The organism is Planomicrobium sp. CPCC 101079 (genome assembly GCF_007859275.1).
In the GTDB taxonomy this organism is placed as follows: domain Bacteria; phylum Bacillota; class Bacilli; order Bacillales_A; family Planococcaceae; genus Planococcus.
The window spans coordinates 422785-447682 of sequence record NZ_VOHC01000021.1 but is presented as its reverse complement, the minus strand read 5'-3'; the positions used below and the strand labels follow the sequence as shown (position 1 = coordinate 447682).

Genomic DNA, 24898 nt, shown 5'->3' with positions numbered 1-24898 from the left:
TATATAGCAGGGAAAGAAATGTGGACAGAATTTAGAAAAGCTGAACCTAAAGGAATTCCTGTTAGTAGGGAAAGTGAATGAAGGAATGGCAAAAAAAGAACAGGCATCAATTTTCCCTGCTCTTTTTTTGATAGATAAGTTTTAATTACTTTATTTCCAGATGTTCTTTTAATTTTCGTTGAACGGATTCAAGCTCATGCGGATTCATTTTGTAATACCAAATATTATCGATGGTTACGCCTGTGCCTTTTTCAAAATGAATTTGATCGATAGTTTGAATCGTACCCCGGTAGTTTTTTTGAATATCCATCAATTCACCGAAACTGATGCTCATTTTGACGTTGTCTCCCAACGCATTAAAAATTTTTTTGTAATTGACCAAGGTGTTTGCTGAAGCTGTTTTTTCCATTATGCTTTTAATTACTTGTTTTTGCCGGTCTTGTCGACCGAAATCTCCATTTGGATCTTGCTTTCTCATCTTCACGTAGCGCAATGCTTGCTCGCCATTAATGGTTTGTTCTCCTGCCTTAAAATCCTCGAAAGCAATCGGGCTGTCGACGGTTACCCCGCCTACTGCATCAACAATGTCCTGGAACCCTTCCATATTCACCTGCACAGCATAATCGATAGGGATATCTAATAAGTTTTCTACCGATTCCATTGACATCATCACTCCTCCAAAAGCATAGGCATGATTGATTTTATCCTGTATTCCGTAACCTACAATTTCTGTATAAGTGTCTCTCGGGATGCTGACCATTTTTATAGAATGTTCTTTCGGGTTCAAAGTTAAGACAATCATAGTATCGGACCTTCCTCGATCATCTTCGCGTTCATCTACTCCAAGAAGCAAGAAAGAGATGGGGGGCTTCTCTTTCAAAACAACTTTTTCAGGACGCTTAACGGATACCTCCCTGGCAATTGGCTCGTGGATTTCATTTAGGGTGCTGGTGGCATCCGGAACCAAAAAGAACAAATAAGCGGCTGCGGCAATAAGAGTGAGTGCTATAGCCCAACTCGCCCCTCGTATCAATCTTCTTTTAGGGTTTTGTAGATTCCTTTTTTTCAATTATTTCAGTCCTTTCTAGGTCCATAAAAGCATACGTTAGGAAATTATAGGTAGTGTGAACCTTCTATTGTATTTTCTTTATACTAAATGCTTCTAATTAATAGGTCAATATATTTAATTGAATTTTCAGATATAAAAATGTTTAAATATTCTATGATAAATGATATGATTTCAATAAATCTATTAACCCACTTGATTTAAATTATTTAGGTTTTAATGCCTAGTTGTTTTTGAAAATTATTGTTTTTTAAATTTTTAAAATTAAAAAGGCTATTCCAGTAAGGCCTAATCATGCTTAATTTTTTGTTTTACAGAATTTTGAATAGTAGAGGTGTATACATATGCCCGTTTTCTATCGCAATTTCCCGACAATAGTAAAATTTCTTTTTATCTTTTTTGTTTTATTGTTTTTTGGCGGAACAGGGATGAAAAATACTGGTGTTGGGGCAGGAGAAGAATTGCTGCAGCTTCAAGAAAACACGGAACGATTGAAAGTCAACGGGGAAATTAATATTTTGGAAGATCCTGAAGGAAAGTTCACAATCGAAGAAGTAACCCAATTGACTTTAGATCTGCAATTTTTCCCGACTGAAAACCAGATCCTCAATGAGGGTTATACCTCTTCAGCTTATTGGGTAAAACTTGAGGTGCAAAACAAAGCGCCGGGCAAAAGTTGGTTGCTTGAATTAAGTGAACCGTCAATTGACAGTGCGGTTCTTTACTCGCCAAATATGTCTGGTGGCTATGATGCTGAAAAAGCCGGACGCGAAACTTCAATAGACGCCAGGGAACATTTTCATAATAACTTCGCATTCAATTTGAATTCTGATTCAACTGCTACTGAAACTTTTTACTTGCGTGTCCAATCATCAGGACCGCTTCAACTTCCGCTCACTATATGGGAGCAAACAGCTTTTGAAGAACATACCCGCAATATGACTTTATTAATTGGATTATTCAGCGGAATTGGTGTTGGTATTTTGTTTTATTATTTTATGCAATTTCTAAAGCATCGGGAAAGCAGCTATTTTTACTTTGTCTTTTTCGTCCTGTCGATGTTTTTTACCGTAACTTCTATGGCTGGACTTAATTTTTCTTATATTTGGCCGGAATGGACTTGGTGGAGCCGCCATTCCACATTATTTTTTATAGGAATGAGCAGCATTGCCATTTTGCTTCTGACCAAAAGCTTTTTAGATACCCAGCGCCGATTGCCTAAATCAATAAAATTCTTTCATCTCTTGATCGCCATAAACTGGGTGCTTCTATTCATCCTATTTTTCTCTTATGAAGCGGTCCGCCTGCTATTGCCGATTTCCTTGCTGGCTTCGGCCTTTACAGTTTTAGCTTTGTCTTCCGTACTTTGGAAGAGTGGTATTGTGTATGCCCGTTATTTTGCAGTCGCTTCTATTTTATTGATAATTGGCATTGGAATTTCTATTTTTATGACAGTTGGAATTTTTCCTTTGATAATAAGAAACCAGTTGGGATCTAATTTAGCAGTTCTTGCAGGAATTCTGCTTTTTGCTTTTGGATTGAATGACAAGGCCTACGTAAAAGAGAGAGAACAAATTGAGCGAGAACGAAAAGCGACTGAGCGGCAACGCCTCGCAATGGAGTCGTTGAAGCATGCGACTGAACGAAAAGATGAGTTGTTGGCTTTTACTTCTCATGGATTGCGTACACCGCTTTATGGAATGATTGGCATTGCCGAATCGCTGCAGGAGGTTACAGCAGGACGCTTGCCGCCTGCTATAAATAGCCAATTAGGCATGATTGTTTCAAGCGGCAAAAAATTGGCGCATATGATCAATGATATTTTAGACTTTTCAAAGTTAAAGCAAAACAACTTGAATATTCATGCAGAGCCGGTCGAATTAAAAAAAGTTGCCGACAATGTACTTGCTGTTTGTGGACCGCTTGTAAAAAATGAAGAAATCCAGCTTTACCATACAATTCCTGCAGAGTTGCCGAAAGTCATCGCAGACCCCGAACGGGTTGAACAAATTTTCTATAACCTGATTGGAAATTCGATCAAATACACTTCGGCTGGGGAAATTACCATTTCTGCAAAAAAAATTGGAAAACAAGTGGAAATTTCAGTGAGAGATACCGGGACGGGAATTCAAGAAGACCGGCTTTCACATTTGTTTGAACCTTTTCATAAAGAAACAAACGGCAGTGAAGAGGAAATTGAAGGGTTTGGAATCGGATTAAATATTACAAAACGCCTTGTGGAATTACAAGGGGGCTGGCTGGATGTTGAATCAGAAGTCGGAGTCGGTTCAACTTTCAGTTTTACGTTGCCATTATATATCGAAGAAAATATAGAAGAGACGAAGCCGGTTAAAGAGCCTTTTATCGAGGAATTGACAGCTTCCCAGCTAGCGAACACGTTAGTCAACCGGAAAAGCGGAAAAAGGCATATTCGCATTTTAGTCGTTGAGAACGACGAAGTTAACCGGCAAATGCTGACTTACCAATTGATTCAAGCTGGCTATAAAGTCTCTTCGGCAGCAGAAGGAAAAGATGTGCTTCAGCTATTGGAAGATGAGCAGATGGACTTGATCGTTCTGGATGGGTCTTTGGCAGATATGGACGGAGATGAGCTGTGCCGGCAAATACGTATGAAATATACATTGACGGAACTGCCGATATTGATGTTATCCGATAAAACAGGATTACAGGAAAAGACAAATGCATTTACTGCTGGAGCAAACGATTATTTGATCAAGCCATGCGACAAAGAAGAATTTCTTTTGCGCATTGAAACACTCGCGAATTTGAGAAGCCTAACTCAAGAAATCACCAACCTCAATTACTTTCTTGAGCGAAATGTCAAAGAGCGGACGATGGCGCTTGAAATTACCAATATGAATTTGGTGACAGTTAATGATGAAATCCAAGAAATTGAAAAGGCAAGAAATGAAATGCTTTCAACGATATCACATGAACTTGGAACACCGATCACACTGATCCACAGCTATATCCAAGCGGTTAAGGAAAGTCTGATTGACGAAAAAAACCCGCGCTATTTGGACATGATTCACAATAAACTGCTGCTTTTAGAGCGTCTAACAGAAGATCTGGTGGAACTTGGAAAGTATAAAACTGGGAATATGACGTTGCGGTTTCAACAAGTCCGGCTTGGCGATTGGCTAGAACGCCTCATTCAAGGGATGGAATCGGATGTTAAGCAAAGCGGTCGTTTCTTTGAACATATCAAGAAAGAACGCAATAGTTGGCAAAATGATTTAATGCTATCTATTGATGTAGACCGCGTTGACCAAGTTTTTTCGAACGTTCTTTGGAATGCTGTAAAACATACTGATTCTGAAGACGGCAAGATTACCATATCAGCAGAAATTTTTTCGTCAGGAAAAGAAGGGGCTGTGCTGGAGCATGAAGGGTTTGATGCAGAAGTGATCATAAAAGTAGCTGATACGGGCTGTGGCATCGACGAAGAAGTACTTCCTCATATTTTTGACCGTTTCTTCAAAAAGGGCGATTCTTCCGACTATAAAGGCAGCGGGCTCGGACTGGCGATTGCGAAAGAAATCATCCTTTCCCACAAAGGTGAAATCTGGGCTGAAAGTGAAATAGGAAAAGGCAGCATTTTCTACATTGCCTTGCCATTAAATTTTTAATGCGAGAATTGGAGGAAAGCTTATGAAAACCGCTACTGTATTAATTATTGAAGATGAAGATGGAATCCGTGAATTGATCCGGTTGTTTCTGGTGAAAAAGGGGTATCGGGCAATTGAAGCGGAAGATGGTTATAAAGCGTTGGAAATATTGGCTAAAGAAACGCCGGATCTAGTTTTACTTGATATAGAAATGCCGGGAATGAACGGACTTGAAGTGTGCGAGCAAATACGTCTGCAAACAAAGCTGCCCATTCTTTTTGTCAGCTATAGGAAAGAGCTGACATATAAGATTCAAGGGCTTGAAGTGGGTGGAGATGATTATATTACAAAGCCATTTGATTTCAATGAACTGGAGGCTCGCATAAGAGCCATACTGAGACGAAATGGCTGGACAAACGGGGAAGAAGAGAAACTTTCCGTGCTGGAATTCAAAGATATGCATATCCATATTGATGCAAGAGAGCTTTACATCGATGGAAAGCCTGTAAGGTTATACCATAAAGAATTTCAATTGCTGTTGCTTCTTGCTCAAACACCTAACCGTGTGTGGACGGCAGAACAACTATACGATCGGGTTTGGGGTTATTATTCAGATGGAGATATGCAAACAGTGAAAGTGCACATAAGCAATTTAAGGCGCAAGGTAGAAAAGGATCCATCGAATCCAATCTATATACAAACTGTACGTGGCTTCGGTTATAAATTTTCATTCAGCTAAAAGCTGAAAAGTCTCTTCCTTTCTGTCAAGAATGACAGAAAGGAAGAGACTTTTTTTGTCCGGAAAATAATAATTCTAACTATTTAAATAATTTAACTTCTTTTTAACCTCAACACCTTAGCATTAGATCAAATGATTTTTGAAAAGGAGGAAGTAAAAATGGTTGGAAATCATATTAAAATACCAGAGAAAAAAAACCTTGGCAGTTTAGAAAAACAAACTGTATTTAAAAGAACTGAAGAATTGAATACTACAAACTCTCAAGGAACTTCATTAGGTTTGTCGGAAAACATCACTGGATCTCTAACATATTTGTTTGGCTTTATAACAGGTATCATCATTCTGTTATTTGAAAAGGAAAATCGCTTTGTCAGATTCCATGCAACACAATCCATTTTCGTATCGCTTATTTTTTTCGCCTTGTTTACAGTTTCGGGAATGGTACCGATTGTGGGCTGGTTGTTCGAAGCTATCCTTTTGCCTATTGGTTTAGTGCTCTGGATTATCATGATGTTGAATGCCTATGAAGGAAAATATTCGAAGATTCTTTACGTCGGAAACTTTGCTGAAAAGCAATTTCAAAGAAAAGTAAATAAAAAGAAACTTGAGGTGAATTAAATGGAAGGTTCGTTCAATACTAAAGATTTTTTTAGCAAATTAAAGAAAAGGCTCCCAATAATAATCGTTATAACCTTATTGTGCACAGTGTTAAGTGGTGTCTTAAGCTACAAGTTCCTTCAGCCGGTTTATCAAGCTTCCACTCAAATTCTTGTTAATCAGGCCGCAGGTGCAGCAACAGAAGGACAAGCTTTAGATATTGAGTCGAATATTCAATTGATTAGTACGTATAACGTCATTATTAAAAGTCCAGTGATTCTTACGGCAGTTATTGAAGAACTAAAGCTTGAAGATACTGTGGCCACATTGAACGAGCGAATTACAGTCAGCAGTACAGAAAAATCTCAAGTTCTTCAAATTGATGTTGAAGACGGGTCTATGGAAAATGCTGTTGTCATTTCCAATACTATAGCGTCTGTTTTCCAAGAAGAAATTAAAAATCTAATGAATACAGATAATGTCAGAATCCTGGCTCCTGCAGAAATACCTGCTGTTCCAAAGCCTATTAAACCCGATCCTTTATTGAATATGGCAATTGGTGCGGTTGTTGGGTTTATGTTCGGCTTAGGGCTTGTTATTTTACTAGATCAAATGAATACAACAGTTCGCACAGAGGAAGATATTGAAGAGATTATCGGCCTTCACGTACTCGGAGTTGTCAGTTCTTCTAAAGCAGAAAAAGCAGTGAGAAAAACCACTACGTTAAATAATGAAAAGGGGATGAAGGACCATGTTGAAATCGAAAAAAAACAAGCCATTAGCAACTCGAAAATTGGTGGCTCGTACTAATCCTAATTCAATCGTAACTGAACAATACCGTACTATTCGCAGCAATATCAATTTTTCGCTTCCAAGCGCTGATATGAAAACATTGCTTTTCACATCAGCTTCAAAAGAAGAAGGAAAGTCAACCACTTCCGGAAACATTGCAATTGTCTATGCAGAATCAGGAAAAAAAGTACTGCTGGTTGATGCCGATATGAGACGTCCGACTTTACACCATACATTTCGGATGAGCAATAAAGTAGGTTTGTCAAACCTGCTTTTAAATAAAGGGAGCCTGCAAGACGCAATAAAGAAAAGCGGGATCCGCGGGTTAGACCTTTTGATGAGCGGCCAGATTCCATCAAATCCAGCAGAGCTTCTTGATTCAGAAGCGATGAATAGACTGATTGATGAACTTAGGGAGAAATATGACCTTATTATATTTGACTCACCGCCAATTCTAGCGGTAACCGATGCGAAAATTTTAGCAAACAAATGCGACGGAACGGTATTAATCGTTAATACAGGAAAGACAGAAAAAGAAAGCGTAACTAAAGCACGGGATGCTTTGGCTACAGCAAAAGCTTTTATCCTGGGAGTCGTGCTGAATAATTATCCGAAAAATAAAAACAGTGAATACTATCAAAGTTATGAGAGTTGAAACTTTCTAAATTGAAGAATGAGAAGGGGTAATTCAATTGACTATTAGAAAGAGGATTATGTCATTATTTATCATTGATTCGTTGATCATTCTTTCTTCGATTTATGCTTGTGCGTTATTTTTATATCCCTTTGAGAATGTGTTAAGGGATCGAATGCTTTTAATAAGTACCATTACTCTTTTCATTGCCCATCATTCTTTTGCTTGGCATTATGGTTTATATCGAAAATATTGGTCTTATGCTTCAGTCGAAGAGGTAAAGTCAATTGCCAAAGCAGTTACGCTTACTTTATTTGTTGCCCTTGTTATGCAATATGTTTATTCAGAAGTTTTATATCTGAGAACTTTGCTATTAACTTGGATGCTGCTTATTTTGCTGCTCGGGGCTTCCAGACTATCCTTAAGAGTTTTTAATGAGAGCTCAATCAAACGAAAAAACATTCAGTCCAGCAGAACAATGATTATCGGAGCAGGGCAAGCAGGGAGAATGATCGCTCAACAAATGAAGCAAAATCCACTTTGGGGAAAGAACCCTGTGGTTTTTGTAGATGATGATAAGAGAAAATGGCAATTAGAGATTTATGGTATTGAAGTAGTGGGAACAATGAAGAATATTTCGGATCTTGTACTTCAGTACCACATTGAAGAAATCGTAATAGCAATTCCATCTTTATCCAAAAAAGAAATGGCCGAACTAACTAGAGTTTGTATTGATACGGGCGTCAAAACACAGACAATACCTCGCCTCGAAGACCTGATATCTGGAAAAATCACTGTTAATGATATTCGAGACGTCAAAATTGAGGATTTGCTTGGCCGTGAAGAAGTAAAACTGGATATGGCAAAAGTAGAAGAGAAACTAGCAAATAAAACAATCATGGTTACTGGTGCTGGCGGGTCTATAGGTTCAGAATTATGCCGGCAAATATCTGTATTGAAACCAGCGAGAATTCTATTACTGGGGCACGGAGAAAATTCTATATACACAATCGATAAGGAGCTGCGCGGAAAATTGTTGAATGGTACAGAAATTGTACCTATAATTGCTGACATTCAAGACCGCGAACGTATTTTTAAAATAATAGAAGAGCATAGACCAGATATTATTTATCATGCAGCTGCACATAAACATGTTCCGCTTATGGAAGCCAATCCATTTGAAGCTGTTAAAAACAATATATTTGGAACAAAAAATGTTGCAGAAGCTGCACATAAATATAATGTAGGAAATTTCGTCATGATATCAACTGATAAAGCAGTCAATCCACCAAATATTATGGGTGCTTCAAAACGCTTTGCTGAAATGATTATTCAAAACTTAGCGACATCAAGCAAAACGACATTTGCGGCTGTTCGATTTGGCAACGTTCTTGGTTCCAGAGGAAGCGTAGTCCCTCTGTTTAAAGAGCAAATTGCAAAAGGCGGCCCAGTAACGGTGACAGATCCAGAAATGACTCGTTATTTTATGACAATTCCAGAGGCTTCTCGATTAGTAATTCAAGCGGGGCTGCTTGCCAATGGAGGAGAAGTATTTGTATTGGACATGGGGGAGCCAGTCAAAATTGTCGATTTGGCTCGTAATATGATCAAACTTTCTGGTTATGAAGAAAGAGAGATTAAAATTCAATTTACCGGTATGCGCCCTGGAGAAAAAATGTATGAAGAACTTCTTGATGCGAGCGAAATTCAATCCGAAAAAATATTTCCGAAGATTTATATTGGAAAATCAACCCCAATCAGTATTGGGGAAATGAATATGGTTCTGAAAGATCTTCCATATATGTCCGAGAAAGAAATAAAAGAGAAATTACTCAGTTTAGCCAATAGAAAAGTCAAAAGAACTGAAATGGAAAAAGAAAGATGGCAGAAGAATTGGAAACAAGAAGGAGAGTTACACAGGATATAAAACAAACAAATTTCTACTGAAAGAGAGAGATATCTCTAATTATACTCACTTGATGTAATCGAAATCCAATTAGGAGGATATGTGGATGCATAACTTGCAGAGACGAGTATATGAAAAAGCTCCTGTTTTTTTACAAAATATATTACTTAGTCTTGAGGGTTATAGAAAGACAAAAAATGTGTACGGCGATGTTTATTATTCCCATTTAATTGAACTTGCCAATAAAAATCATTTAAAGGAAGAAGAGGTTCGCAAGTACCAAGAGAAGGAACTGCGCAAACTTATTCAGCATGCTGTAAATAATAGTCCTTTTTATAAAGAATTCTATAAAGGAATTGATATAGCAGAAATACAAACAATAGAAGATCTAAAAAAGCTGCCAGTTCTTGATAAAGAAACATTAGAGAAAAACATTAATTTTATCCATACGAATCATAGAAGTTCAATAATTAGGATTTTGGCATCTAATAAAACGGGTAAACCACTTAAATTTCTTTTTACTAAAGAGGATATTCAAAAAAGAATAGCACTTCGTGATTTTTTCAGAAAACAGCACGGTGCTATTAATTTGGAAATGAAACGTGCTTCATTTAGTTCGAGATGGCTCATCCCTACGAAACAGCAAAAAAATTTGCTGTGGAGAAATAACTTTTATATGAAGCAAAGACTGTATTCAGCCCATTACTGTTCAGAACAAAATGCTGAATTATTTGTTTCGGACTTGGAGGAGTACAAGCCCGACTTTATCGATGGTCTACCCTCAGCTCTTTTCGAAATTGCTAAATATATCAACAAAAACAAAGTCATTCTATCATTTAAGCCTATTGCTATCTTTACTGTTTACGAAAAACTCTATTCGCACCACCGAAGGGAAATTGAAGAAGCTTTCGGATGTCCCATCCGTGATCAATATTTTTCGTCGGAAGGTGTGCCCCTTATCTCGGAATGCGTTAAAGGAAAACTGCATTATAATCTATTTTCCGGAGTATTAGAGTCTTCAGTAGAAGGAGATATGATTGTTACTTGTTTCACTACTCAAGGTACACCACTTATTCGCTATAACATTGGAGACGAATTAAAGCTAATAAAGAATCAGACAAAATGTGAGTGCGGCTCAATACACCCAGTTATCGAATACATTAATACCAGTGTTCCTGAGTATCTTCAATCAAAAAGCAACGGAAAGCTCACTTCAATATACTTCTCTAGGATCTGGAGCAATTTCCCTGAAGGGATAAACAAAATTCAGTTTATACAAAATTCAGAGGAATCAATTGATGTGCTTATTGAAGGAACAGAAAATTATACAAATGCTATTACTGAATCGATACATAACACCATGGAATATCTTTTCGGAAGAGATATGACTTTCAATATTCGTATTGTTGACGAAATTCCATATCTAACAGAAAAAGATTTTCACTTGGTTGTAAACAATGTGGCGAGTAGAAAGTATCTTTGTTAGTGATAGGCATTTACCATGTTCGCGGATTTATTGCAGAAGTTATAAAACCTGATTTCTATTTTCTGAAAATTAAGATAAGTAATCAGTCTTCTCATAAAGTTAAATTCACTAGGTTAAAATAACTGACTTAATGATTTTTAAATCATCAATACGATTTGCCCAAATGACTATGAAGGAGAGAAAAAAATGAAAAATGACTTGAGGGATGTATTATGAAACTATTGCCGATAGATCAAAAAACAATCTATATATCTAAAAGCGAAACCAAAGAACATATCTCCTTATCAATTCCTCATATGACAGGAAAAGAAAAAAAATACATCAATGAAGCTTTCGATACAAACTGGATTGCTCCTATCGGTCCGAATATCAATCACTTTGAACAAGAACTTGCAGCGTATGTTGGAGTAAAAGGCGGAGCGGCACTTTCTTCTGGGACTGCAGCCATCCACCTCTCTTTGCAGCTGCTCGGTATAGGCAAAGGGGATCTGGTGTTTTGTTCGAGCTTAACTTTTGCAGCAAGTGCTAACCCCATCTTTTATGTTGGAGCTGAGCCAGTATTCATTGATTCGGAAGATGAAACCTGGAATATGTCTCCTATAGCTTTGCGAAAAGCGTTTGAGCAGGTTGCTAGAAAAGGGAAAATCCCAAAAGCTGTTATTGTCGTGAATTTATATGGCCAAAGTGCCAAAATGGACGAATTGCTTGCAATATGCGATGAGTATGAAGTGCCGGTTATCGAAGATGCGGCAGAGTCTTTAGGGTCAACATATAAAGGGAAGAAAAGTGGAACCTTAGGAAAATTCGGCGTCTTTTCTTTTAATGGAAACAAAATTATTACAACTTCAGGCGGAGGCATGCTTGTTTCGAACGATTTAAATGCAATTGAATACACAAAGTTCTTGGCATCTCAAGCAAAAGATCCAGCTCCTTATTACCAACATAGCAAAATAGGCTTTAACTATCGCATGAGTAATATCCTAGCAGGGATTGGAAGGGCGCAGTTGGAAGTCATAGAAGACCGAGTTGCCGCAAGAAGGAGCGTCTATAGGGCATATGAAGAGGGATTAAGCGGAATTAGGGCTATAAAATTCCAGCCTGAACTTGAAGGAACTTATTCCAACAGGTGGTTGTCCGTTCTGACAATAGATCCCCATTTGTCTTCAGTGACACCAAGCGACGTCATGTCTGCATTAAGTGCCGAAAATATTGAAACGCGCCATGTCTGGAAACCGTTGCATCAGCAGCCGATTTTCAAAGACTGTTTATTTTTCACAGCAGGAGATGAAAAACCGACTAGTGATGTACTGTTTGAGCAAGGACTATGCCTTCCTTCTAGTTCGAGTTTGAGCAAGGCGCATCAAGATCGAGTAATAAACAATCTGAAAAAATTATTCTCCTGAGATGAACGCATTTATTTCTATTATTGGGAGAGGATAAAATGTATGGAATCTCTAAAAGGGTATTTGATCTTTGCATATCATTGATTGCACTCACTCTCCTCAGTCCACTTTTTTTTACTATAGCGCTTATTATTAAAGTGGACTCTAATGGCCCTGTTTTGTTCCGGGAAAAACGGATTGGCAAGGAAGGTAAAACATTCGAAATCTACAAGTTCCGCACGATGAATTTGCATACGCTTGATGGATCAACAGAGAACCCTTTAAACATGAAAGATGATGTTACACGGTATGGCAGGTGGCTGCGCAAAACAAGCTTGGACGAATTGCCTCAACTTATGAATATACTGTGTGGCGAGATGTCTTTTGTTGGTCCGCGACCCGCGCCTTATGACCAATACGAACTCATTCGAATGCGGGAAGAAATGGGTGTGAACAATTTGGTGCCAGGCCTCACAGGCTTTACTCAAGTGAAAGGACACGATTTTATTTCTAATTTTGAAAAAGTGGCTTTTGATTCTTATTATGTGAGAAATAGGAGTTTTCAATTGGATATGAAAGTTCTTTTGTGGACAGTTCGGTATGTGATGAAAACTGAAAGTGTACGGGTTGATTTCGAATAACCACACAGTCTGATAAAAGAATAAAGTTCTTTGTCCTGTGTAGATATTTTTCTATACAGGTTATTTTTTTAGCTGCTAATGTGTTTAAAAAAGACGAAACGCTATAGATTATATGAAATGAGTCTTCAAGATTCTTTAAATCTTGAGAACGCTAAAGTGCCAAAAACAATTTATCTATGAAGCTCCACATTCTGCTTTCACTTGTTTTTCAGAAAATGCGGTTTAGTAAAATTTTCGCCAGGTCTAATTCTATAAAAAAACGGGTAAAAGAGAAAAGAGATCAAAGGAGGAGATTACTGTGGATATTCAGGCGAAAAGGGATTTATTGAAAGATAAGTTTGGAAATTATTACATCATTTCTAATGCGTCTGGAGAGGAGCTGACAGTTATCAATGTGGCGGTTTATTACGCGTTCAACCAAATGCTGGATGAATCGTTGATTGCGAAAGTGAAAGAAAAGTATCCAAACAAAGTGGCAATCGGAAAATACTTGGCTGACTTGGCTGAAGAACACATTGAACGGCTTGAAAGTTCAGAGAGTGAAGGCCGCATTTACGATTTTAAAGAAGTGCAAAAACATTATAAGCTTCATGTGAAACCGATCTACGATAAGTCGCTGCATATGTAAAGGCGCTTGGCATCAAAGAATTTTTGCTTTGGTGCCAAGTTTTTTATTTTATAATTCATCATTTTTTGTGTAACTCCGGTTTATTGGTATACGTCTACTTTGAAAAAGGAGCGGGGAAAAATGAAACATTTGATGAAAGCAGGCATTTTAGTAGTCGTCTTGTTTTTAAGTGCTTTTGTCGGCATGCCTTCAGCGGCGTCAGTGGCAAAAACAGATGTTTCCACAGCAGCAGTTCAGCCAGCCAGCAATGATATCGGCACAGTGGCCAAGAAATCTCATCGCCTTCAAGCGTATGACTATTTTATGAAAGATGGAACAACCGCCCATTTTGAAGGCAAAGGAAATGAATATGCTGATCTCACTATCCGCACAGAATATTTGAAAGAAAATCATGTGGCGCTTTATGAAGATAATGGAGGAACGGTCGTATTGCGGGTTTACCGCCTAAGCAAAAACCGAGTTGAACTAGTCAAATGGGAAGCGGAGTTTTATAAAGAATATAATCCGACAGTAAAACAATTACGAGCGTTAAAGCCGATTTCCGTCTACTTGAAATTCCCGATTAAAAAGGGGGAAACCGTAGATGGCCGCAAGATTGTAAATACAGATGCTGCTGTTTCAACTCCCTACAAAAAATTCAAAAAAGCTATAGTGTTTGAGAGCAAAAGCAAAGATGGCGCTATTAACAGAACGTATTTTGTGAAAGGCTTTGGTGAAGTGAAACGCGAATTCATCATGAAAGAAGGAAAAAACACTTTCAAGGTCACATCAAGCCTCGAATCCATTAAAAAACAATAGAGAAGAAAAGTGTACCCGCGCAGCTTTGTGCGGGTTTTGTGGTGAATAAAATAATAGAAGAAAAAATATCGGCAAGATGGAAAGCCCAATTATTGACCTGGCTTTTATATGTCTCATACTAAAGTCTGAAAAGTTTAAAAAATTTGTAAATTATCTTTTATTTCTGATTTTATTCGTTATAATAGACAAATATGAAAAAGGGAGATGAGGCAATGTCTAATTTGAAAAACGATTCTCTTCAACTGCATCGCAAGCATCAAGGGAAATTAGAAGTTCGTTCGAAAGTGGCAGTAAAGAATCAGAGTGATTTAAGCTTGGCCTATTCTCCTGGCGTTGCAGAACCATGCAAGGAAATTGCCGAAGAACCGGAAAAAGTTTACGAATATACGATGAAAGGAAATACGGTAGCCGTTGTGACAGACGGTACGGCAGTCCTTGGGCTCGGCAATATAGGGCCAGCAGCGGCATTGCCGGTCATGGAGGGGAAGGCGCTGCTTTTCAAAACCTTTGCGGGTGTGGATGCATTCCCGATCTGTCTTGATACAACGGATCCGGAAACCATCATCCAAACAGTTAAAATGCTGGAACCGGGATTTGGCGGAGTGAACTTAGAAGATATTTCAGCCCCAGCATGTTTCATCATTGAGCAGCGCTTGAAAGAGGAGATGAATATTCCTGTGTTCCACGACGATCAGCATGGAACAGCGATAGTCACACTTGCTGGACTTGTTAACGCGTTAAAGCTGACAAAGCGGAAAGTAGCCGGGACGAAAGTGGTAGTGAACGGAGCGGGGGCAGCCGGCATTGCAGTCGTCAAACTTCTGCATTCCTACGGTTTTTCCGATATGGTAATGTGCGATACGAAAGGCGCGATTTTTGAAGGGAGAACCTATGGAATGAACCCATATAAAGAAGAAATCGGCAGAATGACAAATCGTGAGAAGAAGAAGGGTTTATTGGATGAAGTTATCCAAGGAACTGACGTTTTCATCGGGGTGTCGGCTGAAGGTGCCTTGAAACCTGAAATGGTCAAATCGATGAACAAAGATTCAATTATTTTTGCCATGGCCAATCCGAATCCTGAAATTTTGCCTCATCTTGCGAAAGAAGCGGGCGCAAAAGTGGTTGGTACAGGGCGTTCGGATTTTCCCAACCAAGTCAATAATGTATTGGCTTTTCCAGGGATATTCAGAGGAGCGCTTGACGTGCAGGCAAGCGACATCAACGACGCTATGAAAATTGCTGCGGTCGAAGCCATTGCCGAATTATTGAACGATCAGGAAATTCGCGAAGATTTTATCATTCCACCGCCATTCGATGCGCGTGTAGCGCCAGCAGTTGCAGAAGCGGTTGCCAAAGCCGCCGTAGCAAGTGGCGTTGCGAGAAACCGGCATTCTTTCGAAACAGTAGCACAGCCGCTTCAAACTTAAAACAAACAGGACTGATGGGCTTTCACTAATAAAGAAAAAAATCCCTTTTCGTAGTGAAAAGGGATTTTTTCTTTATCCGTTCAAAATTTCTTTAGAAAGGTCGACGATGTATTTTAATTTATTCCATTGCTGCTCTTCTGTCAGAAGATTGCCATGGTGCGTTGAAGCGAATCCGCATTGCGGCGACAAACAAATTTGTTCAAGCGGCACAAACTGGCTTGCTTCCTTTACGCGGGATTTGATTAGTTCTTTGTCTTCCAATTCACCGTGTTTCGAAGTGAAAACTCCAAGAACCACTTTGGCGCCACCTTTAGGGACATGTTCAAGAGGCTGGAAGCTGCCAGAGCGTTCGTCGTCATATTCCAGGAAAAAGCCATCAACTTGTTCTTTTGCAAACAACGTCGGTGCTATCAGTGCATAGCTTCCTTCAAAAGCCCAGTCGGATTGGTAGTTGCCGCGGCAGAGATGCGTAGTCACGCTCAAGTCTTCAGGCTTTCCTTCCAGTACGCCGTTAGCTACCCGCAATGCCAAATCGATCAAGTATTCGCGTGAATACTGCTTGTCGTTAAAAGGAATATCAGGCGAAGAAAGCCCGGCAATGTAAACGTCATCCAACTGGATATAGCGAGCGCCTGCATCGTAGAAAGTTTTGATAGCATCTCGGTATGCCTGAATCACGTCTTGTGCATATACTTCGATATCCGGATATAAGCTAACGTCTCGAATGCCTTCATTGAAAAATTGGTTAGGGCTTGGAATTGTCAGTTTTGCGACGGCTCGGTCTGCGACAATTTCTTTAAATTCAATAAAATCTTTAACAAAAGGGTGATCCGGAGAGAAAGAGATTTTTCCGATATTCCGTACATCGTACGCTTCCGTTTCAACATGTTTAAATCTGTAACCGTGGTCAGGAGTATATCCCTCAAACCCATTGATGTGAGCCATAAAGTCTGTATGCCAAAAAGTACGGCGGAATTCGCCATCCGTTACGGCTTGAAGGCCGACTTCAATTTGCTTGTCAACAATCCGTTTGATTTCTCTTGTTTCCACTTCCCGCAATTGTTCTGCTGAAATGGTGCCTTCTTTAAATTCCTTCCGAGCTTTATGTATTGAATCTGGGCGGAGCAAACTTCCTACGTGGTCTGCTTTGAATGGTGCTTGAGTGACGATAACAGTCATGAAAGATTCCTACTTTCTTTTTTAGGTTTACAAAGACAAAACAGGGGCTTTCTTCAAAAGAAGAAAGCCCCTGTTACGGTAAGCGTCCTTCTCATCTTCTAGGCATACGCCTATTGGAATTAGCACCGTGGCCTATTCAGGCTGGTTGCTGAGACTTCACCGGGCCAAATCCCTCCGTCTCTCTTGATAAGAAATAAGCTATGAAATTGTCTGTGTACTTAATATATTTAAGCTTAAAGTATATTGTTGAAAAGTGCAATAGAAGAATTGAAATAGTACAAAAACTTAATTTATTTGATGGATTCCTGGCTTGCCGAATGAGAAAAGGCTCCATTGAAAATGGAGCCTTTTAAAAGAAATAGATTATATTAACGCTAATTTTGCTTCAGAACATTTTTTCAAGAAGGCCTCGGTACACGTTGTGCCGCGCATTTGCTGGGCCGGCATTAATTGCTGGATTTTTTCTACCATGGCGTGGCCGATTCCTTCGCCATGGAAAGATGGGTTTACGGAAATATGCTGAAGCGTAAAATGGCCATCAGCTACTTCAATACCGACTAAGCCAACAAATGCTTCTCCTTCTTTCCAAAGGAATAGGTGCCAATTTGGATTTGTTTGATATATATTCATCGTTTCTTTTAGCTTTTTCAGTTCTCGCTCTTTGGGCATAAAAGATAACAATCCCATAGCGATTTTTTCACATGATTTCTTATATCGAACCAACATAATTGAACGTTCATCTCCATCTCAAGAGGTTTCATCCCGTTGTCATTATAACCAATACAAAGTATTCCCGATTTTTTTCGGAATAAACATAAAAACTCGAAGAAAATTATTTGTCAGTAAAGCGATATTATATGGTTTTCGAGAGGCTCTATCGTTTTAAACGCTGCTGAAAGGCGGCTGGCGAAATGTTCAGGAGGCTCCATTGTTTCAATGCGGTACGATATGAGCCGAAGGTTTGCCGTCAATTTCTGGTGGCAGTCAGCAGGCAGAGGAATGGCATGTTCTTTTAATGTAAAGGAGAAAGCAAGAAGTTCTTCAGGCAAAAGAAGGATTTCGGCTTTGTTGTGGGCGTTTCCGTTGTCTGCCAATTCCTCAAATGAAATGGCTGAGTCCAATGTGCAAGTGAGGAGTGCTTGGTCTACCAAAATATCGAATGTCCGATTTATGATGAGTTGGCATTTTTGGGCTTGTAAGTTAAAACTTGCTTGCATCAATTCAGCGACTTTTGCAGCGGTTTGAGTGATCCGTTCTTTTTCAGGCATGCCTCTGTTCTCCTTTCAACTATGCTTGTACATTTGAGTGCGCTTTAACGGTTAATTGAAGCGATTGGCAATACGGGCATTTTTCATAAGATTCCTCTTTTTCCAGCTGCTCGATATACTTCTCACAATCGATAAACTCTCTTTTATCCGTGGGAGTCCCTACAAATCCACAGCGATCTCCAGCATATTGCCTCTTATGGATTCGCTTTTTCTTATGGTCTACGAAGTAATTCAAAGCGATCGCTTCCTTTCTTTGTGAAGAAATAAGCTGTTTTACAAATTCTTAAATTATTAATGCTTGTATGAACGGACTAACAAATTCCCAAATACAGTTGTTGAAAAAGAAAATAACATGGTAAACGACAAAAACCGAAAAGAGCTCTATTTGAGAGGATTCTTTTCGGCTTTGTTAGCAGCACTATTGTCTGCAACATGCGACCAAATGCTATAAACTTTAGTAATATAAGGGATTAAGTTTTAAATTTAACGTTTATTTTTGGATTCGGATGCAATTGGAAACGCTAGTGTTTTCCATTGACCTTTAGCATAATCGATTTTTATCAAAAAGTATATAAATTTATTTCAATTTTTATAATACTTTTATATATATTTTAATGTACACCATAAGCATAATACATGTATCCAAATGGAAAAATCGCTACAATGGAACATACAAGGAGTGAAGAAGATGCAAACTAAGAAATTTGAACATATACCTTTATCGGTTCTTGATCTGGCTCCGGTAAATGAAGGAAGCGATGCGGCGCAATCGTTTAAAAACAGCGCTGAGCTTGCGCAGCATGTAGAGGGATGGGGGTTTACCCGTTACTGGCTTGCTGAACACCATAATATGCCTGGCATAGGCAGTTCTGCAACAGCGGTTTTAATCGGTCATATTGCGGGAGCCACAGAGACCATACGTGTCGGTTCGGGGGGCATCATGTTGCCCAACCATGCGCCGTTAGTAATTGCTGAACAATTTGGTACGCTCGAAACCCTTTATCCAGGCAGAATCGACTTAGGTTTAGGGCGTGCGCCAGGAAGTGACCAGGCAACAGCCTACGCACTCCGCAGAACGCTGCAGAGCAGCGGGGATGATTTCCCGGAGCAAGTGGCAGAACTTGAAGAGTATTTTTCCGACAACACGTCAGCTCGTGTTCGGGCTTATCCAGGAGTTGGTTTGAACATTCCACTTTGGCTGTTAGGTTCGAGCGGATTTAGTGCACAACTTGCAGCTTTCAAAGGATTGCCATTTTCATTTGCAAGCCATTTTGCACCGGATTATACCATGCAAGCGCTGCAGCTTTATCATCAAAATTTCAAACCATCTGCTGTATTAAAAGAACCATATGCAATGGTTGGGGTCAATGTTATTGCGGCTGATTCGCAAGAACGTGCGGAATGGCTGGCGACTTCACAGCAGCAGCAAATGTTCTCGCTTATGCGAGGAATGCCGACTATGTTGAAAGCGCCGATTGACCGATTAGAGGATGTATGGTCAGAACGGGAAATTTCAATGTTTCATGAAAAATTAGAAACAGAATCAATGATTGTCGGAACTCCGGATGTGGTTCGAGAAAAATTGAGAAACTTCATCTTGAAAACGAGAGCCAATGAAGTAATCATCAACTCTCAAATTTATCATCAAGAAGACCGTCTGCGCTCTTATGAAATAGTGGCAGAATTAATGGAATAACATCAAATCCCCCGCTCTTTAGAGCGAGGGATTTTTCCTGCCATGAAAAACACCTTCTATAAATAGAAGGTGAGGGAGTCAGATATTATTGAAGATTTTTTGCCTTTGCTTCTTCACGTTTGTTTTCTTCCAGAAAATCGTCTTCCTCGACAGCCGCATATTCAGGCCCGCCTTCGCCAATCATATTGAGGGCAGCAATGTAGTCTTCGTCTAGTTGACGGACAACTTCTTTTGGGAATGCACGTGCACGATCCATAATTGATAACCTCCTTGTGTGAATTGCGTAAAAGCTGTGCAGAAGGAAGGCAATCTCTATCTAAACTTATTATACGGAATTATTAAATAATTTTAAAGTGGATAAGCTTGAAGGATTTTATTTTCACTTGTCGAACTACATAATTAGGAAATGAGGGTGAGAAATGGCGTTTACAACATTAAAAAAGAAAATTGAAGAACGGCTTTTAAATGTTGATAGCAATTATAGTATGTTCATTGAAACGGAAGGACAATCCATAAGCATCAATCCTGACAAAAAAATGCGGGCTGCAAGTGTTATCAAGTTGCCCATATTAATTGAAGGCTATCGGCAAATTGACAACGGTGAAATCAACGCTAAGGTTGGAATTGTCTGGAGCGAAAAGGACTTGGTTGGAGGAAGCGGAGTTTTAGCCGATTTGACTTCAGTCCATGAATTATCGCTGCCAGATATATTAATGCTTATGACCATTGTGTCGGACAACACGGCTTCTAACTTGGCGATCAAGCATTTAAGCATTGAAAAAATCAATAGGCTTTCTGAAGTGCTTGGATGCACAAACACAATATTAGGGCGTCAATTTATGGATTTCGAAGCGGCTGAAAAAGGGCTTGATAATTATACTTCTGCCAGGGACATGGTTCTTTTCCTAAAAGAAGCGGAAACAGGAAAAATACTATCGGAAGAAAGCAAACAGCAAGTCAAACATGCATTAAGCCAGCAGCAATTTGTGGCCAATTTACATGGCCGCTTTGATGAAAACAGTGAAGTGATAATCGCAAGTAAATCGGGAAGTTTGGAAGGCGTGGTGAATGACGTTGGCATATTTGAGTACAGAGGCATGAAAGTGTATGCTGCAGTCTTGCTGGACAACTTGCCTGACAACCATACGGGACAGGAAATCATTGCGGACATTGGCTGGTATGTATATGAATACTTGCACGAAACAGATAAAACCCGCTAAGCGTTTGCTTTAGCGGGAATTTTTTATAACACTTTTTCAAGAAAATCTCGGGCACGGTCGGTTCTAGGGTTATTGAAGAATTCTACCGGATTGCCTTCTTCCACCAATACGCCATGATCTAAAAACAAAACGCGGTCTGCCACTTCACGGGCAAAACCCATTTCGTGGGTGACAACTGCCATCGTCATTCCCGATTTCGCTAGATCTTTCATAACATCAAGCACTTCCTTAACCATTTCAGGATCGAGTGCAGAGGTCGGTTCATCAAAAAGCATTAGTTCCGGTTCCATCGCAAGCGCCCGTGCAATGGCGACACGTTGTTTTTGGCCGCCGGACAAACTGCTGGGATAGGCTTTTTCTTTAGGGGATAAGCCGACACGCTTCAACAAAACGCGTGCCTTTTCTTCAGCGACCGATTTTTTTTCGCCTTTTACTTTAATCGGCGCATAAGTCAAGTTCTCAAGAACTGTCATATGAGGAAACAAATGAAAATGCTGAAAAACCATCCCGATTTGCTGGCGGATTTTTTGGTTATCTTTTTTAGATTCCATCAAGTTTTGTCCACCAATCAAGATGGTTCCGGATGTAGGTGTTTCAAGCAGATTCAAGCAGCGAAGAAAGGTTGATTTTCCGGATCCCGAAGGCCCGATAATCGATACCACTTGGCCTTTTTTTATTTCAGTTGTAATATCTTTCAATACTTCATGATTGCCAAAACTTTTGTGCAGCTTTTCTACCTTAATCACTCTTTTTCAGCCTCCGTTCGAACATTCTGCCGATTACTGTTAACCCCATGACGAGACACCAGTAGATGACGCCGACAAAGAGCAGCGGTTCGAAATTGCGGAACAGATCAGCCCCGACCACTTGTGCACGGCGCATCAAATCCAAATAGCCAATGGTCGATACGATGGCGGATTCTTTTGTTAACGTGATAAATTCGTTCATCAATGCAGGCAGGATGTTTTTTAAAGCCTGCGGCAAAATAATGTCTTTCATCATCGCCCGATAAGGGATTCCAAGAGCATGGGCGGCTTCCATCTGCCCTTTATCAACTGCCTGGATTCCAGCGCGGATAATTTCTGAAATGTAGGCCGATGAGTTTAGCCCGAATGCCAAAATGGCAGCTAAAAATGCGTCGATATCATAGCCCGTCAATTGCGGAACCGCATAGTAAATAATCATCAACTGCAAAATGAGCGGCGTTCCACGGAATACAGAAGTATACGCGTCTGCAGCCCATCTTAACGGTTTGATATGGCTGATTTTACAAAGCGCCAAAAGGGTGCCGAAAATGGCTCCCAGAATAATGGCGAAAAAAACAAATTTTAATGTAACCCAAATCCCTTCAAGCATGAAAGGGATATAGGGCACCATTTGCGAAAAATCCAAATTCATAGTTTACATCTCTTTTCCGAAATTATAATGATGGTTATTCAGTCAATTCTTCTGAAAGCCATTTGTCTTTCAGTTCTTGAAGTTTGCCGCTTTCTTCCGCTTTTTTCAAGACTTCATTGACATCATCCACTAATTCGCTGCCTTTAGGGAAAGCAACAGCCATACCGGGTGAACTTGTTGTTGGATCATCAAAATGGGCCAAATCCTGAGCTTCTGTATAACCGAGCCCTGCTGCCTTGTCCATATAAACTGCATCGACGCGGTTGCTCAAAAGTTCTTGGATTAAAGCGCCCGATTCATCCAGTGCTTTTATCTCGAAGTTAATCCCTTCATCTGCTTTGATTTGGTTAGCGCCTTCTTCTTGAATAGAGCCAAGCTGGACTCCAAGCGTCTTGCCTTCCAAATCTTCCAGAGATTTGATGGAAGAATCTTTTGTAGTAATAAAGATTTCACCTGAACGGTTGTATTCGGTAGAGAAGTCAACGTTTTCTTTGCGTTCGTCAGTTGCTGACATTCCTGATAACACCATATCCACCCGGTTATTTTGTAAAGCACCGATCAATCCGTCAAATTTCATATCTGTAATTTTCAATTCGTAGCCAAGTTCGTCTGCTATATGATTCGCGAGGTCAATATCAAAACCGACAAATTCGCCTTCAGGATTACGTGATTCAAAGGGTGCAAAATCTGCTGAAGTAGCCATTTCCAATACTTTTTCCTCTGAAGAGCCGCCAGAACTTGATTGGCTTTCTTCTGCGCTGCCACAGGCCCCCAAAAGTAAAGCGAGTGATGCACACATTGCGATAAAGGTATTATTCTTTTTCATTTGTTTTTCCCCCAATAATATATTTATGGATATTTATTCGATAAAATGAATTTTAACAGATATATATTCATTTGTGAAGATTATTTATGCGAGAAAACCGTTTTTTATAAATTAAATAAATTCTGGATATTTGGTAAAAAAACGTCGTATAATGGGATAAAGTAGGAGGAGATAATGTGAAGAAGTTATTGCTGACAGGATTTGAGCCTTTTTTGGATTTTACAGTAAATCCAACGATGAAAATAGTTGAAGAGTTGGATGGAATGGAAATCGGGGGATATACCATAATCGGCAAAATAATGCCTGTTGATTTTGGATCTTCCGGTGCTAAACTTTTAAGCTTTATAGAAAAAATAAAGCCAGATGCCGTCATTTCGCTCGGCTTGGCTGCAGGCCGCTATAAAATGACGCCCGAACGGATAGCCATCAACTTCAAAGATGGCCCTGTAGACAACGAGGGCTATAAACCAGTGGATGAACCGATCAAGGAGGAAGGGGAGCCGGGGTATCTATCAACTCTGCCTATCCGCAAAATGGTGGAACGGCTAATAGAAAATAACTTGCCTGCTGAGATATCAAACACTGCTGGTGCATATTTATGCAATAATGTAATGTATGAGGGCTTGCATTATGCTAAAACCCGTAATCCGGGTATGCCATCAGGCTTTCTCCATATTCCGGCTTCCCATGAATTAGCGATTCAGCACGGACGGATTCCGAGTTGGTCCCACGATGACTTAGTACTCGGTGTAAGGATTTGCATAGAAGCTTTAAGCGAATAGAACAAAAAGAGCGCTGCAGTACATTGCAGCGCTCTTTTTTATTTTTTATAAAATTTCCCAATTACGCTGCTTTGCTACAGTAAGGAGGCGTGGCTCAGGCTGAACAGCTACAGGATGGCCGACAAGTTCCAAGACAGGCAGATCAGAATGGCTGTCGCCATAGGCAAAGCTATTTTTCCAATCGATATCTTTTCCTTTTAGAATCTCTTTTATTTTTTCAGTTTTTAAGGGGCCTTGTATGTGTGAAATAGAAGCCTTGTGATCCAACACATTGTTTTTATACGGAATTTCAGTGCCAATGATCGTTCTGATAGGCATCTGCTGAGTTGCGGCATATAAAAGAGGTGTGAATGCGCCTGAAACAAGCATTACATAATCATCGTTTGCGACGTGCTCCTTAAGCCGCTCGACCACATGCTGGTTCATGTCTCCGTGCATTTTAGCGGCAATTTCTCCAAAAAAGTTTTCCAGATCGTTTTGGGAAAAAGTCTCAAGGGCTTCTAAATAGGCTTGGACAGAACGCGCTCGCATTTTCTTTTCGGAGTAAATTTTCAGCTTGCTGCCAATATAAGGAGGCAAAATGGATCGGAAAAATTGGCGATAGCGGCTACTGTACTCAGGATGATGCTTCAAATGGTCCATCATCAATTGAAAAGTTTCTTTTGAATATAAAGTTCCATCAAAATCAAATATGGCAACGCGCATTTTTATCACTCCAGTTCTTCAAAAATTCTCTTGATCTCATCATATCTAAAAAGGGGAGTCTCAGCTAGTCATTGCTATATATGCTGCCAGGTTTAT

General features: G+C 39.6%; 25 protein-coding genes and 1 riboswitch. Of the genes, 15 read left to right on the top strand and 10 right to left on the bottom strand.

The window, feature by feature from the left end; all coding sequences use genetic code 11:
- Nucleotides 1–145 precede the first annotated feature (145 nt).
- Entirely contained in the window at nucleotides 146–1069 is a 924-nt protein-coding gene (locus FQV28_RS10160) for an LCP family glycopolymer transferase (RefSeq protein WP_255472876.1), read from the bottom strand.
- A gap of 425 nt (nucleotides 1070–1494) precedes the next feature.
- On the opposite strand from FQV28_RS10160, the gene FQV28_RS10155 reads away from it, so the two are divergent.
- From FQV28_RS10155 to ystJ, 12 genes are all read left to right on the top strand, one after another.
- Nucleotides 1495–4716 (top strand): ATP-binding protein, encoded by a 3222-nt coding sequence (locus FQV28_RS10155; RefSeq protein WP_186763834.1) that lies wholly within the window; start codon nucleotides 1495–1497, stop codon nucleotides 4714–4716.
- 22 nt (nucleotides 4717–4738) lie between these two features.
- Nucleotides 4739–5434: a response regulator transcription factor gene (locus FQV28_RS10150; RefSeq protein ID WP_146496141.1), complete on the top strand. Its 696-nt coding sequence runs from the start codon at nucleotides 4739–4741 to the stop codon at nucleotides 5432–5434.
- 159 nt (nucleotides 5435–5593) lie between these two features.
- Nucleotides 5594–6052 (top strand): DUF4870 domain-containing protein, encoded by a 459-nt coding sequence (locus FQV28_RS10145; protein ID WP_186763833.1) that lies wholly within the window; start codon nucleotides 5594–5596, stop codon nucleotides 6050–6052.
- Entirely contained in the window at nucleotides 6053–6841 is a 789-nt protein-coding gene (locus tag FQV28_RS10140) for a YveK family protein (protein WP_146496139.1), read from the top strand. It abuts the gene before it with no gap.
- The gene (locus FQV28_RS10135) at nucleotides 6783–7478 is read left to right on the top strand and encodes a CpsD/CapB family tyrosine-protein kinase (RefSeq protein ID WP_146496137.1); all 696 of its coding nucleotides are present in this window, start codon (nucleotides 6783–6785) and stop codon (nucleotides 7476–7478) included. The genes FQV28_RS10140 and FQV28_RS10135 overlap by 59 nt, the downstream gene beginning before the upstream one ends.
- Before the next feature lie 37 nt (nucleotides 7479–7515).
- Nucleotides 7516–9384: a polysaccharide biosynthesis protein gene (locus tag FQV28_RS10130; RefSeq protein WP_146496135.1), complete on the top strand. Its 1869-nt coding sequence runs from the start codon at nucleotides 7516–7518 to the stop codon at nucleotides 9382–9384.
- Between the two features lie 85 nt (nucleotides 9385–9469).
- Nucleotides 9470–10849 (top strand): phenylacetate--CoA ligase family protein, encoded by a 1380-nt coding sequence (locus FQV28_RS10125; protein ID WP_146496133.1) that lies wholly within the window; start codon nucleotides 9470–9472, stop codon nucleotides 10847–10849.
- 212 nt (nucleotides 10850–11061) lie between these two features.
- Nucleotides 11062–12252: an aminotransferase class I/II-fold pyridoxal phosphate-dependent enzyme gene (locus tag FQV28_RS10120; protein ID WP_146496131.1), complete on the top strand. Its 1191-nt coding sequence runs from the start codon at nucleotides 11062–11064 to the stop codon at nucleotides 12250–12252.
- A 38-nt stretch (nucleotides 12253–12290) separates the two neighbouring features.
- Nucleotides 12291–12872 carry a sugar transferase gene (locus FQV28_RS10115; RefSeq protein WP_146496129.1) on the top strand — a complete coding sequence of 194 codons (582 nt, stop codon included), beginning with the start codon at nucleotides 12291–12293 and terminating at the stop codon, nucleotides 12870–12872.
- Nucleotides 12873–13170: 298 nt separating this feature from the next.
- A complete protein-coding gene (locus FQV28_RS10110; RefSeq protein ID WP_146496127.1) occupies nucleotides 13171–13500 on the top strand; it encodes a hypothetical protein in 330 nt (109 codons plus the stop codon).
- A gap of 120 nt (nucleotides 13501–13620) precedes the next feature.
- Nucleotides 13621–14298, top strand: coding sequence for a hypothetical protein (locus FQV28_RS10105; protein WP_146496126.1), 678 nt, complete (start codon nucleotides 13621–13623; stop codon nucleotides 14296–14298).
- A gap of 212 nt (nucleotides 14299–14510) precedes the next feature.
- Nucleotides 14511–15728 carry an NADP-dependent malic enzyme gene (gene ystJ, locus FQV28_RS10100; RefSeq protein ID WP_146496124.1) on the top strand — a complete coding sequence of 406 codons (1218 nt, stop codon included), beginning with the start codon at nucleotides 14511–14513 and terminating at the stop codon, nucleotides 15726–15728.
- 72 nt (nucleotides 15729–15800) lie between these two features.
- On the opposite strand, the gene FQV28_RS10095 is transcribed toward ystJ, so the two are convergent.
- The 4 genes from FQV28_RS10095 to FQV28_RS10080 all read right to left on the bottom strand — a co-directional run bounded on the left by FQV28_RS10095 (nucleotide 15801) and on the right by FQV28_RS10080 (nucleotide 18410).
- Complete coding sequence (locus FQV28_RS10095) at nucleotides 15801–16907, bottom strand: 5-methyltetrahydropteroyltriglutamate--homocysteine S-methyltransferase (protein ID WP_146496122.1); 1107 nt, start codon at nucleotides 16905–16907, stop codon at nucleotides 15801–15803.
- An 88-nt stretch (nucleotides 16908–16995) separates the two neighbouring features.
- A riboswitch (SAM riboswitch) is annotated at nucleotides 16996–17100 on the bottom strand.
- Nucleotides 17101–17270: 170 nt separating this feature from the next.
- On the bottom strand, nucleotides 17271–17633 hold the full coding sequence (locus tag FQV28_RS10090; RefSeq protein WP_146496120.1) for a GNAT family N-acetyltransferase: 363 nt from the start codon (nucleotides 17631–17633) through the stop codon (nucleotides 17271–17273).
- A 113-nt stretch (nucleotides 17634–17746) separates the two neighbouring features.
- Complete coding sequence (locus FQV28_RS10085) at nucleotides 17747–18175, bottom strand: hypothetical protein (protein ID WP_146496118.1); 429 nt, start codon at nucleotides 18173–18175, stop codon at nucleotides 17747–17749.
- A 19-nt stretch (nucleotides 18176–18194) separates the two neighbouring features.
- Nucleotides 18195–18410, bottom strand: a complete 216-nt coding sequence (locus tag FQV28_RS10080; RefSeq protein WP_146496116.1) for a hypothetical protein — start codon at nucleotides 18408–18410, stop codon at nucleotides 18195–18197.
- Between the two features lie 453 nt (nucleotides 18411–18863).
- Here FQV28_RS10080 and FQV28_RS10075 point away from each other — a divergent pair, with 453 nt between their 5' ends.
- A complete protein-coding gene (locus FQV28_RS10075) occupies nucleotides 18864–19871 on the top strand; it encodes an LLM class flavin-dependent oxidoreductase (RefSeq protein WP_146496114.1) in 1008 nt (335 codons plus the stop codon).
- 85 nt (nucleotides 19872–19956) lie between these two features.
- On the opposite strand, the gene FQV28_RS19210 is transcribed toward FQV28_RS10075, so the two are convergent.
- Entirely contained in the window at nucleotides 19957–20127 is a 171-nt protein-coding gene (locus tag FQV28_RS19210) for a hypothetical protein (protein ID WP_186763832.1), read from the bottom strand.
- A 163-nt stretch (nucleotides 20128–20290) separates the two neighbouring features.
- Here FQV28_RS19210 and FQV28_RS10070 point away from each other — a divergent pair, with 163 nt between their 5' ends.
- Nucleotides 20291–21091, top strand: coding sequence for a serine hydrolase (locus FQV28_RS10070; protein ID WP_146496112.1), 801 nt, complete (start codon nucleotides 20291–20293; stop codon nucleotides 21089–21091).
- Nucleotides 21092–21114: 23 nt separating this feature from the next.
- Here the strand turns inward: FQV28_RS10070 and FQV28_RS10065 are convergent, their stop codons facing one another.
- From FQV28_RS10065 to FQV28_RS10055, 3 genes are read right to left on the bottom strand one after another with little or no spacing between them, the layout of a single operon-like run.
- On the bottom strand, nucleotides 21115–21837 hold the full coding sequence (locus FQV28_RS10065) for an amino acid ABC transporter ATP-binding protein (protein WP_146496110.1): 723 nt from the start codon (nucleotides 21835–21837) through the stop codon (nucleotides 21115–21117).
- Nucleotides 21830–22489: an amino acid ABC transporter permease gene (locus tag FQV28_RS10060; RefSeq protein WP_146496108.1), complete on the bottom strand. Its 660-nt coding sequence runs from the start codon at nucleotides 22487–22489 to the stop codon at nucleotides 21830–21832. The genes FQV28_RS10065 and FQV28_RS10060 overlap by 8 nt, the downstream gene beginning before the upstream one ends.
- A 34-nt stretch (nucleotides 22490–22523) precedes the next feature.
- Entirely contained in the window at nucleotides 22524–23315 is a 792-nt protein-coding gene (locus FQV28_RS10055; protein ID WP_146496106.1) for an ABC transporter substrate-binding protein, read from the bottom strand.
- A gap of 176 nt (nucleotides 23316–23491) precedes the next feature.
- On the opposite strand from FQV28_RS10055, the gene FQV28_RS10050 reads away from it, so the two are divergent.
- A complete protein-coding gene (locus FQV28_RS10050) occupies nucleotides 23492–24097 on the top strand; it encodes a pyroglutamyl-peptidase I (protein WP_146496104.1) in 606 nt (201 codons plus the stop codon).
- Nucleotides 24098–24142: 45 nt separating this feature from the next.
- Here FQV28_RS10050 and FQV28_RS10045 read toward each other — a convergent pair whose 3' ends face one another.
- The gene (locus tag FQV28_RS10045; protein ID WP_146496102.1) at nucleotides 24143–24802 is read right to left on the bottom strand and encodes an HAD family hydrolase; all 660 of its coding nucleotides are present in this window, start codon (nucleotides 24800–24802) and stop codon (nucleotides 24143–24145) included.
- Between the last annotated feature and the right edge of the window lie 96 nt (nucleotides 24803–24898).

Excerpts from the sequence above, each read along its gene's own strand:
- FQV28_RS10155 (WP_186763834.1), top strand. The coding sequence starts at position 1,495 with ATGAAAAATACTGGTGTTGGGGCAGGAGAAGAATTGCTGCAGCTTCAA.
- FQV28_RS10150 (WP_146496141.1), top strand. The coding sequence starts at position 4,739 with ATGAAAACCGCTACTGTATTAATTATTGAAGATGAAGATGGAATCCGT.
- FQV28_RS10145 (WP_186763833.1), top strand. The coding sequence starts at position 5,594 with ATGGTTGGAAATCATATTAAAATACCAGAGAAAAAAAACCTTGGCAGT.
- FQV28_RS10140 (WP_146496139.1), top strand. The coding sequence starts at position 6,053 with ATGGAAGGTTCGTTCAATACTAAAGATTTTTTTAGCAAATTAAAGAAA.
- FQV28_RS10135 (WP_146496137.1), top strand. The coding sequence starts at position 6,783 with ATGTTGAAATCGAAAAAAAACAAGCCATTAGCAACTCGAAAATTGGTG.
- FQV28_RS10125 (WP_146496133.1), top strand. The coding sequence starts at position 9,470 with ATGCATAACTTGCAGAGACGAGTATATGAAAAAGCTCCTGTTTTTTTA.
- FQV28_RS10120 (WP_146496131.1), top strand. The coding sequence starts at position 11,062 with ATGAAACTATTGCCGATAGATCAAAAAACAATCTATATATCTAAAAGC.
- FQV28_RS10115 (WP_146496129.1), top strand. The coding sequence starts at position 12,291 with ATGTATGGAATCTCTAAAAGGGTATTTGATCTTTGCATATCATTGATT.
- FQV28_RS10105 (WP_146496126.1), top strand. The coding sequence starts at position 13,621 with ATGAAACATTTGATGAAAGCAGGCATTTTAGTAGTCGTCTTGTTTTTA.
- ystJ (WP_146496124.1), top strand. The coding sequence starts at position 14,511 with ATGTCTAATTTGAAAAACGATTCTCTTCAACTGCATCGCAAGCATCAA.
- FQV28_RS10095 (WP_146496122.1), bottom strand. The coding sequence starts at position 16,907 with ATGACTGTTATCGTCACTCAAGCACCATTCAAAGCAGACCACGTAGGA.
- FQV28_RS10090 (WP_146496120.1), bottom strand. The coding sequence starts at position 17,633 with ATGTTGGTTCGATATAAGAAATCATGTGAAAAAATCGCTATGGGATTG.
- FQV28_RS10085 (WP_146496118.1), bottom strand. The coding sequence starts at position 18,175 with ATGCCTGAAAAAGAACGGATCACTCAAACCGCTGCAAAAGTCGCTGAA.
- FQV28_RS10075 (WP_146496114.1), top strand. The coding sequence starts at position 18,864 with ATGCAAACTAAGAAATTTGAACATATACCTTTATCGGTTCTTGATCTG.
- FQV28_RS19210 (WP_186763832.1), bottom strand. The coding sequence starts at position 20,127 with ATGGATCGTGCACGTGCATTCCCAAAAGAAGTTGTCCGTCAACTAGAC.
- FQV28_RS10070 (WP_146496112.1), top strand. The coding sequence starts at position 20,291 with ATGGCGTTTACAACATTAAAAAAGAAAATTGAAGAACGGCTTTTAAAT.
- FQV28_RS10060 (WP_146496108.1), bottom strand. The coding sequence starts at position 22,489 with ATGAATTTGGATTTTTCGCAAATGGTGCCCTATATCCCTTTCATGCTT.
- FQV28_RS10055 (WP_146496106.1), bottom strand. The coding sequence starts at position 23,315 with ATGAAAAAGAATAATACCTTTATCGCAATGTGTGCATCACTCGCTTTA.
- FQV28_RS10045 (WP_146496102.1), bottom strand. The coding sequence starts at position 24,802 with ATGCGCGTTGCCATATTTGATTTTGATGGAACTTTATATTCAAAAGAA.